Source organism: Conyzicola sp. (assembly GCF_057073975.1).
This window is the reverse complement of the sequence record NZ_JBXMIS010000024.1, coordinates 1-9,012: the sequence shown is the minus strand read 5'-3', so window position 1 is coordinate 9,012 and position 9,012 is coordinate 1. Positions and strand designations below refer to the sequence as shown.

At 67.2% G+C, this 9,012-nt stretch carries 7 protein-coding genes and 1 pseudogene; 2 read left to right on the top strand and 6 right to left on the bottom strand.

Translation table 11 applies throughout. The annotated features are described in order from the left end of the window. Both AC14A7_RS02300 and araA read left to right on the top strand, forming a co-directional pair. Nucleotides 1-193 (top strand): annotated as a pseudogene (locus AC14A7_RS02300) (L-ribulose-5-phosphate 4-epimerase); the annotation flags it as partial. 8 nt (nucleotides 194-201) lie between these two features. Further along, the gene (gene araA, locus AC14A7_RS02295) at nucleotides 202-1,713 is read left to right on the top strand and encodes an L-arabinose isomerase (protein WP_484006267.1); all 1,512 of its coding nucleotides are present in this window, start codon (nucleotides 202-204) and stop codon (nucleotides 1,711-1,713) included. A gap of 24 nt (nucleotides 1,714-1,737) precedes the next feature. Here araA and AC14A7_RS02290 read toward each other — a convergent pair whose 3' ends face one another. The 6 genes from AC14A7_RS02290 to AC14A7_RS02265 form a co-directional block, all read right to left on the bottom strand. Beyond that, nucleotides 1,738-2,754: a LacI family DNA-binding transcriptional regulator gene (locus AC14A7_RS02290; protein WP_484006266.1), complete on the bottom strand. Its 1,017-nt coding sequence runs from the start codon at nucleotides 2,752-2,754 to the stop codon at nucleotides 1,738-1,740. Nucleotides 2,755-2,764: 10 nt separating this feature from the next. Further along, nucleotides 2,765-4,285 carry a sugar ABC transporter ATP-binding protein gene (locus AC14A7_RS02285; RefSeq protein ID WP_484006265.1) on the bottom strand — a complete coding sequence of 507 codons (1,521 nt, stop codon included), beginning with the start codon at nucleotides 4,283-4,285 and terminating at the stop codon, nucleotides 2,765-2,767. A gap of 42 nt (nucleotides 4,286-4,327) precedes the next feature. After that, nucleotides 4,328-5,368 carry an ABC transporter permease subunit gene (locus AC14A7_RS02280; RefSeq protein ID WP_484006264.1) on the bottom strand — a complete coding sequence of 347 codons (1,041 nt, stop codon included), beginning with the start codon at nucleotides 5,366-5,368 and terminating at the stop codon, nucleotides 4,328-4,330. Then, nucleotides 5,365-6,405 carry an ABC transporter permease gene (locus AC14A7_RS02275; protein ID WP_484006263.1) on the bottom strand — a complete coding sequence of 347 codons (1,041 nt, stop codon included), beginning with the start codon at nucleotides 6,403-6,405 and terminating at the stop codon, nucleotides 5,365-5,367. The genes AC14A7_RS02280 and AC14A7_RS02275 overlap by 4 nt, the downstream gene beginning before the upstream one ends. After that, complete coding sequence (locus AC14A7_RS02270; RefSeq protein WP_484006262.1) at nucleotides 6,402-7,967, bottom strand: sugar ABC transporter ATP-binding protein; 1,566 nt, start codon at nucleotides 7,965-7,967, stop codon at nucleotides 6,402-6,404. Before AC14A7_RS02270 ends, AC14A7_RS02275 begins: the two co-directional genes overlap by 4 nt. A 105-nt stretch (nucleotides 7,968-8,072) precedes the next feature. Beyond that, nucleotides 8,073-9,012, bottom strand: a 940-nt coding sequence (locus AC14A7_RS02265; RefSeq protein ID WP_484006261.1) for an ABC transporter substrate-binding protein, incomplete at its 5' end; no start/stop codon positions are given.

Genomic DNA, 9,012 nt, shown 5'->3' with positions numbered 1-9,012 from the left:
CGGGGTGTTCACGATCGGCTCCGACGCGAAGGACGCGGTGAAGGCTGCGGTGATGGCAGAGGATGTCGCCCGCACCGTGCACATCGCCCGCCAGGGCGGCCCTCTTCTTCCCATTCCGCAGGAGTCGATCGACGCCCTGTTCGACCGCTACCAGAACGTCTACGGACAACCAGAAACAGGAGCAGACAAGTGACCAGATCGATCGTTCCCGACCTCTCGACCAACGAGGTCTGGTTTCTCACCGGTAGCCAGAACCTCTACGGCGAGGAGACCCTTCGCCAGGTAGCAGAGCAGTCGCAGCAGATCGCCGGAATTCTCGGAGCGAGCGGCGACATCCCGGTGACCATCGTGTGGAAGCCGGTGCTCAAAGACAGCGAGTCGATCCGCCGCGCGGCCATCGAGGCCTCGTCCAACGACAAGGTCGTCGGCGTCATCGCCTGGATGCACACGTTCTCGCCAGCGAAGATGTGGATCCACGGCCTCGATGCCCTGCGCAAGCCGCTGCTGCACCTGCACACCCAGGCCAATGTGGCACTGCCGTGGAGCGAGATCGACTTCGACTTCATGAACCTCAACCAGGCAGCGCACGGCGACCGGGAGTTCGGCTACATCCAGACCCGCATGGGCGTCGCGCGCAAGACGGTCGTCGGGCACGCCACCAACCCGGCGGTCACGACCTCGATCGGCACCTGGTCGCGCGCGGCGTCGGGCTGGGCTGCCGTGCAGAACCTCAAGCTCGCGCGCTTCGGCGACAACATGCGCAACGTCGCCGTCACCGAGGGCGACAAGACCGAGGCAGAGATCCGCTTCGGTGTCAGCGTCAACACGTGGGGCGTCAACGAGCTCGTCGAGGCGGTGGATGCCGCCAGCGCCTCCGACATCGACGCCCTCGTCGCAGAATACGAAGAGCTCTACACCGTCGCCCCGGAGCTCACGAAGGGCGCGGAGCGCCACGACTCGCTGCGCTACGGCGCAGCCATCGAGCTCGGGCTGCGCAGCTTCCTCGAGGCTGGCGACTTCGGTGCGTTCACGACGAGCTTCGAAGACCTCGGCGGCCTTCGCCAGCTGCCCGGTCTCGCGGTTCAGCGCCTCATGGCCGACGGCTACGGCTTCGGTGCGGAGGGCGACTGGAAGACGGCCGTGCTCGTGCGCGTCGCCAAGGTCATGGGCGCAGGCCTGCCCGGTGGCGCCTCGCTCATGGAGGACTACACCTACGACCTCCAGCCGGGCAACGAGCTGATCCTCGGTGCCCACATGCTCGAGATCTGCCCGACCCTCACGACCGGCAAGCCGAGCCTCGAGGTTCACCCGCTCGGCATCGGCGGCAAGGAGGACCCGGTGCGCCTGGTATTCGACACGGATGCCGGCGACGGCATCGTGGTCGCCCTCAGCGACATGCGCGACCGATTCCGTCTGACCGCCAACGTCGTCGAGGTGGTGCCGCTGCCAGAGCCGCTGCCCAACCTTCCCGTCGCCCGTGCGGTGTGGAAGCCCGCCCCCGACTTCGCCACCTCGGCCGCGGCCTGGCTCGCGGCGGGCGCGGCGCATCACACGGTGCTGTCGACCGCCGTCGGGGCGGACGCGTTCGCCGACTTCGCCGAGATCGCAGAGACAGAGCTGCTCATCATCGACGAGGACACCACGACCCGCGGCTTCGCCCGCGAGCTCAAGTGGAACGCCGCCTACTACCGACTGGCCCAGGGGCTGCGCTAGCCCTTTCGATGCGGAGTCGGCGCGCTACTCGAGGGTGCGCGTCGACTCCCGCACGATGAGCTTGGTCGGCAGGGGGGTGTCCTCTGTCGCGCTCTCCGGCTCCTCGACCGCAACGAGCACCTTCTGCATGATGAGGGTGCCGAGGGCCGCGAAGTCCTGCCGCACTGTCGTCAGTGGCGGGAACATGTACATGGCCTCCGGCACATCGTCGAACCCGACGATGCTCAGGTCGTCTGGCACACGGATTCCGCGCTGGCGAAGGGCAGAGAGCAGGCCGATCGCCATCTGGTCGTTGGAGACGAAGGCCGCGGTCTGCGCCGACATGTCAAGGCGCGTGCCGATCTCGTAGCCGCTCGCTGCCGTCCAGTTGCCCTGCAGCGGCTCTGGCACCTCGAGCCGCTGCGCCACGAGCTCGTCGCGCCAGCCGCGGATGCGCTCGATCGCATCGGGGGCATGGGCAGGCCCGGCGAAGTGGCTGATGCGGGTGTGGCCGAGCTCAGCGAGGTGGCGAACGGCCTGCCGGGCACCGCGGTACTGGTCGATCGAGACGATGTGCGGCGTTCGCCGCGGGGTCGCGGCGACGGCGACGAGGGGAATGGTGAGCTCGAGCCCGCGGATGAACTCGAGCACCGCGGCGTCGACCACGATGAGCACGATCGCATCGACCCGCTGCCGCAGCAGCGCCTCGATGACCCAGCGGATGCCGCCCTCGTCGGAGTCGAGAGCGCTGACGGTGTCGACGCTGTAGCGCTCCGCTCGCGCGGCGACGTTGAAGTGGTTGGCGATGGAGGTCGGGCCGTAGTCCGACATGCCTGGCGTGATGAGGCCGATTGTTCTCGTGCGCCGCGTGACGAGGGCGCGGGCCGCCGGCGAGGGGCTGTAGCGCAGCTGGGCGATGGCGTGCTCCACCCGCTCCTTGGTGGCCGGGCGCACGTTCGGGAGGTTGTTGAGCACACGCGACACGGTCTGGTGCGACACCCCGGCAAGGCGCGCGACATCGAAGATGTTCGCAGCGCGCGCTGGCTTGTCGTCGGTGCTCACCCTGCTGCCCTCACTCCTGGCTGTCGTCGGGCTTTGCGACCAATGCCAGCAACGAATCAAGCGTAAGGCTCTCGGAGGGCAGCGTGTCGACGACCACTCCGTTGCGCAGGATGGCTACCCGGTGGCCGACCCGCAGCACCTCCTCTAGCTCTGCTGAGATGAAGACCACAGAGAGGCCGTTCTCCGCCAGCTCGCCGACCAGGTTCTGGATGTCGACCTTGGCCCCGACGTCGATTCCCCGCGTCGGCTCGTCGAGCACGAGCACCCGCGGTGACAACGCGAGCAGGCGCGCCAGCATGACCTTCTGCTGGTTGCCGCCCGACAGGGTGCCGGCGGGGCGATCGAGGTCTGTCGGACGGATGGAGAGCGCCTCGACCCAGCTCGCGGCGAGCTCTCGCTGCCTGGCCGGCGAGATGCGGCGCAGTGCTCCGCGCTGGGCCTGCAGGGCGAGCACGATGTTCTCTGCGACCGTGAGCCGGTCGATGATGCCCTCGGTGCGCCGGTTCTCCGACGAGTAGACGATGCCGATCGAGATGGCGTCTCGCGGGTTGGCGGCCGAGTGCGGCGAACCGCTGATGCGAACCGACCCGGAGTCGAGGCGGTCGACCCCCGTGAGGGCGCGCGCGAGCTCGGTGCGGCCGGAGCCGAGGAGCCCCGCGACGCCGAGCACCTCGCCCTCGGCGAGGTCGACGTCGGCGTCGACGATGCCCGTCGAGACGGTGACGCCACGGGCTGCCAGCACGGTCTCCGGCTCCTTGCCGCGTGGCACGGACGTCGGTCGGGCCGCGATGCCGACCGGGTCGCGGCCGAGCATCTTCTGGATCAGGTCGATGCGCAGCAGCTCGCGCGTCTGGTACTCGCCCTGCAGCACGCCGTTGCGCAGCACCGTGATGCGGTCGCAGATCTCGTAGACCTGGTCGAGAAAATGCGAGACGAACAGGATCGCGACCCCGCGCTCCTTGAGCGACCGGATGATGCGGAACAGCTCCGCGACCTCGTCGAGGTCGAGGCTGGATGTCGGCTCGTCGAGCACGAGCACCTTGACGTCGACCGACGTCGCCCGCGCGATCGCCACCAGCTGCTGCACGGCGAGGGAGTGACTGCTGAGCAGGGTCGTCGGGTCGATCGTGAGCCCGAGGTCGGCGAGGGCGTCGGCCGCGATGCGGTTGACCCTCTTCCAGTCGATGAGGCCGAAGCGCCGAGGCTCGCGGCCGAGCATGATGTTCTCGCCGACGGTGAGGTTCGGCAGCAGGTCGATCTCCTGGTAGACCGTGCTGATTCCAGCGTCCTGTGCATGCCGCGGGGAGGGAAACCTGACCTCGGCGCCGTCGAGGCGCACGACGCCGGCATCGAGCGCCAGCGCACCCGTCAGCGCCTTGATGAGGGTGGACTTGCCCGCGCCGTTCTCTCCCATGAGCGAGTGGACCTCGCCTGGGAACATGCGGAAGTCCACACCGCTCAGTGCGGTCTCGGCCTGAAACCGCACGGTCGCGCCGATGACCTCGACGACGGGCGGACGTTCGTTGTCCATGGTCATATCATGCCGGGTCGCGGCCCGGTTACGGGACGAGCATCAGCTTCGTCTCGCCGACCTCGTCACGATGACCCGCTGCACGACCACGAAGATCAGCAGGAGGGCTCCGACGATGATGCGCTTCCACGACTGCTCAGCACCGAGGAAGGAGATGACCGTCGCGATGGTGCCGTAGACGAAGACGCCGATCGTGGATCCGAGCACGTAGCCCGTTCCGCCCGTGAGCAGGGTTCCGCCGATGACGACCGCGGCAATCGTGTCGAGCTCCGCTCCCATGCCGTTGAGGGGGTACCCGGCGCCCTGGTAGGCGATGAGGATGAGGCCGGCGATGCCGCCGCAGATGCCGGAGATCACGTAGACGAGGATCTTGGTGCGCACGACCGGGAGTCCCATGAGTCGCGCGGAGTTCTCGTTGCCGCCGATCGCGTACACCGTGCGGCCGAAGCGGGTGAACTGCAGGATGAGCACGGCGAGGATGACCACGATGATCGCGATGATGCCGGTGGGGGTGATGTACCAGCCGGCGCCGAGGCGGATGCGGTTGCCCTGCAGCCAGAGGATGCTCTCGTCGGCGATCTTGATCGAGCGGAGGTCGACGAGGTAGGCGAGGCCGCGGGCGAGGAACATGCCGACGAGCGAGGCGATGAACGGCTGCACGTCGAAGTAGTGCACGAGCACTCCGATGAGCAGGCCGATGAGGGCACCCGCGAGAAGCATGACGAGCACCGCGAGGCCTGCGGGCAGGCCGGAGTTGAGGGCGCTTGCCCCCACCATGCCGGAGAACGCCATGACGGAGCCGACCGAGAGGTCGATGCCTCCCGTGAGGATGACGAACGTCATGCCGACCGCGAGCACGAGAAGGAAGGCGTTGTCGAGCAGCAGCGACGAGACGAGCCCGGGGCTGAAGAAGCGGCCGAAGTAGCTCTGCGCACCGATGAACATCGCGATGAGGATGGCGAGGGCGGCGAAGACCGGGATCCATGCAGCGTGACGGCTGCGGAAGGTCTGCAGGCTCGCGACGACGGCGTCGAGTGGTCGGGGCTGTGCGGTGGCGGCGTCAGCGGCCTTGAGGTCGGTCACGAGGTCACCTTCGAGTTCTGTGGGGTCACTGACGAGCGGATGGAGCGGAACCAGCGTGCCGCCGTCTGGCGCACGAGCTGCGAGCGCACGGCGACGACGATGATCACGACACCGGCGAGGAACACGGGGCTCACGGGCGGTGGAACCCCGAGGAAGACGATGGTCGAGCGCAGGGTCTGGATCGTGAAGACGCCGATCACGGTGCCGGCGATGCTGAACTTGCCGCCCATGAGGGAGGTTCCGCCGAGCACGACCGCGAGGATCGCGTCGAGCTCGATGAGGTTGCCAGCGGCGTTCGCATCCGCCGCCATGATGTTGGAGCTGTAGAGGATTCCGGCGAAGCCCGCGAGCAGTCCGCTCGCCGCGTAGGCGCCCCAGATGATGCCGCGCGAGCGCACTCCGGCGAGACGGCTGGCCTCCGGGTTGATGCCGACGGCCTCGGTGAGCATGCCGAGCGCGGTCTTGCGCTGGATCAGCACGACGAGGGTGACCGCGAGGATCGACACGAAGAAGGCGAACGGGAAGCCGAGCACATAGCCCTGCGAGATGAACTTGTATGGCGCGCTGTTGACGGTGGTGATGAAGCCGCCGGTGATGAGCAGCGCGATGCCGCGGCCGGCGAGCATGAGCACGAGCGTCGCGATGATCGGCTGGATGCCGAGCACAGAGACAAGGAACCCGTTCCAGGTGCCGAAGATGAGGGTCGCAAGCACGCCGGCACCGATCGCGAGTGCGATGACCCCCGGGGCCTCCGGTGTGGGGGAGGAGTCGATGATGGTGAGGGCCACCGAGCCGGAGACCGCCATCATCGCGCCGACCGAGAGGTCGATGCCCCGCGTCGCGATGACGATGGTCATGCCGAGCGCCACGAGCATGAGCGGTGCGCTGTTGCGGAGGATCTCGATCGGGGTGCCGTAGAGCTGCCCGTTCTGGATCACGATCTTTGCGAATGTCGGGCGTGCGATCGTGTTGACCACGAGCAGCGCCACGAGGGCGACCACTGGCCAGAAGACCGAATGCTTGACTATGTTTCTCATGCCACTGTCTCCTGGGCTTCGTGGGCGATGTAGTCGATCACGTCGTCGACGTCGATGTCGTGTGACTCCAGTTCGCCGATCTTACGACGGTCCCGCATCACGATGATCCTCTGGGCGAGGCGCACGACCTCCTCGATCTCCGAGGAGATGAAGATGACAGACAGGCCCTTGGCCGATAGCTCTGCCACCTTGCGCTGGATGTCGGCCTTCGCGCCGACGTCGATGCCACGGGTGGGCTCGTCGAGGATGATGAGGTCGGGTGCGGTGGCGAGCCAGCGGGCGAGAAGCACCTTCTGCTGGTTGCCGCCGGAGAGGTTGCGAACCGGGCGGTTGGGGTCGGCGGGGCGCACTCCGAGTGCGTCGATGTACTCCGCGACCAGCGCGTCTGTCTCCGCCTTGCTGACGCGGCGCAGCCAGCCGCGGCGCGCCTGGATGCCGAGGATGATGTTCTCAGCGACGGTGAGGTCGCCGACGATGCCCTCGGCGCGACGGTCTTCCGATGAGAACGCGATGCGCTGGTCGATGGCGTGGCGCGGGGCGGTGATCTTCGCCAGCACGCCCTTCTTCTCGATGCGCCCGGTGTCGGCACGGTCGGCGCCGTAGACGAGGCGGGCGAGCTCGGTGCGGCCAGAGCCGAGGAGCCCCGCGAAGCCGACGACCTCGCCCTCGTAGACCTCGAGGTCGGCGGGTTCGAGCACGCCCTTCTTGCCAAGGCTGGTCGCCTTGAGAAGGGGAGCGGAATCCCGGTCGATGGTGCGTTTGGACGAGCTGGAGATGGCGGTCAGGTCGGCGAGCTCCCGGCCGATCATCGCGGAGATGAGCTCGTTGCGCGGCAGGTCTGCAGAGGGGTACTCGCCGACGAGGGCGCCGTTGCGCAGCACGGTGATGGTGTCGGACAGTTCGTAGACCTGGTCGAGGAAGTGCGTGACGAAGAGGATGGCGACGCCGCGATCGCGGAGCCCGCGGATGACGGTGAACAGCTGGTCGACCTCTGCGCGGTCGAGGCTGGATGTCGGCTCGTCGAGGATGAGCACGGTGGAGTCGGTGACCATTGCGCGGCTGATGGCGATGAGCTGCTGGATCGCGATGGAGTGGCTGAACAGCCCAGAGCGGGTGTCGATGGTGACGCCGAGGTTCTGCAGGTGGCGGGCGGCCTCGCGGTGGGTGGCTCGCCAGTCGATGCCGCGGACGGTGCGCACCTCGTGGCCGAGCATGACGTTCTCACCGACGGAGAGGTTCGTGCAGAGGTTGACCTCCTGGTACACGGTGGAGATGCCGGCCTTCTGCGCGTCGCCGGTCGAGTGGAACGACTTGGGTGCTCCGCCGACGGTGATCGATCCGGAGTCGATCTGGTAGACGCCGGTCAGCGCCTTGATGAGCGTGGACTTGCCGGCGCCGTTCTCGCCCATGAGGCAGTGGATCTCGCCAGCCCGGAGGGTGAAGTCGACCCCGTCGAGTGCTTTGACTCCGGGGAACTCGATGGTGATTCCGCGCATCTCGACGATAGTTGTTGCATCAGCGGGCGCGACATCGGTGTTTGCGACAGCATCGTCGACGGGCATGAACGGCTTCTTTCCGGCTTGGCTCGTGGGAGGTGTCCCGCCGGGGACTGGAACAGGAGTCCAGCCCCCGGCGGGGGAGGTGGTGCTAGGTGGAGCTGGTGCTGCCTAGTACTTGCGGTCCGGGAGGGCGGCGATGGCTGCCTCCTGGTCGAAGGCGGCGTCCTCGACGTAGATGGAGCGCTCGACGGTCTTGCCCGCGAGAACGTCCTTCACGAGACCAGCGGCAAGGTCGCCAAGGAGCGGGTTGCACTCGACGATGTAGTTGATCTTGCCGTCGGCAAGAGCCTGCATTCCGTCGTGCACAGCGTCGATCGAGATGATCTTGATGTCGACACCGGGAACCTTGCCAGCGGCCTCAATGGCGTCGATGGCGCCGAGCGCCATGTCGTCGTTGTGCGCGTAGACGAGGTCGATGCCATCGGCTCCGTACTTGGTGAGGAAGCCCTCCATGACGGTCTTGCCCTCGGCGCGGGTGAAGTTACCCGTCTGCGAGTCGATCTTCTCGATCTTCGAGCCCGCGATCGCTGCGTCGAAGCCCTCGGCGCGGTCGTTGGCCGGAGCCGAACCGGTCGTTCCCTCGAGAACGACCATCTTGGTGTCCTCGGTGAAGTTCTCGGCTGCCCACTCGCCGGCCTTGGTTCCCTCTGCCTTGAAGTCGAGGCCGACCCATGCCGCGTAGAGGTCGTCAGAGGCGCTCAGGGTGCGGTCCTCGAGGATGACCGGGATGCCGGCGTCCTTGGCCTCCTGCAGCACGTCGTCCCAGCCGTCTTCAACGATCGGGGCGATGACGATCGCGTCGACGCCCTGGTTGATGAAGTTGCGGACCGCGGCGATCTGCGCCTCGATCTTGTTGTCTGCCGCGTTGAACACGAGCTTGAAGCCGTTCTCCTCGGAGAATGCCGTCTGCATCGACTCGGTGTTGGCGCTGCGCCATCCACTCTCTGAGCCGGTCTGCGCGAAGCCGACGGTGATGAGCTCGTCTCCGCCGTTGCCTGCTGGGGTGTTTCCGCCACCGGCACAGCCGGTGAGGATGAGAGCCGTGGCT